Source organism: Marichromatium bheemlicum (assembly GCF_012276755.1).
GTDB classification, from domain to species: Bacteria; Pseudomonadota; Gammaproteobacteria; order Chromatiales; family Chromatiaceae; genus Marichromatium; species Marichromatium bheemlicum.
Genome location: NZ_JAAXKX010000052.1, coordinates 1 through 454, shown reverse-complemented (window position 1 = coordinate 454; position 454 = coordinate 1). Strand labels below are relative to the sequence as shown.

Annotated in this window: 1 protein-coding gene; it reads right to left on the bottom strand. The window is 65.9% G+C overall.

Translation table 11 applies throughout. The features are described from left to right. Positions 1 to 454, bottom strand: a 454-nt coding sequence (locus tag HF203_RS16060; RefSeq protein WP_168671089.1) for an ISAs1 family transposase, incomplete at both ends; no start/stop codon positions are given.

Sequence of the window (454 nt, the reverse complement as noted above, 5' to 3'; positions counted from 1 at the left end):
CAGGGTGTTCTCGATGCCCCAGTGATCGCGCACGGCGCGGGCGAAGGTCTCGGCGTTGGCATCAAGGCTGCTGATGAAGAAGCGGATCTCGCGGCTGACCTGATCATTGACGGTGCGCTCGGACTCGACCATCCCAAGGGTGCGCAGCCCCGGCCAGTCCTGGGCACCAGGCAGGTCTGCGGGTACCGCGAGGGTACGGTAGCGGCGCGTCTCGCTGCGCCCATGCCCGCGTTCGCGAGTCTCGAACAGCTGCGAATCGGTGTCGGCATAGTCACATGCATCGGCATCGATGAAGGCCTCCTCGACCGCCTCAGCCAGGCGCGGCTGGTTGCCCTTGAGCGCGAGCACATAATCGGCCCCTTGCGCTTGGATCCGCTCGGCGATCGCGTGCTGGCACCCCATCGCATCGATGGTGACGATGCAGCCTTCCAGCTGCAGCAACTCCAGCAGTGCG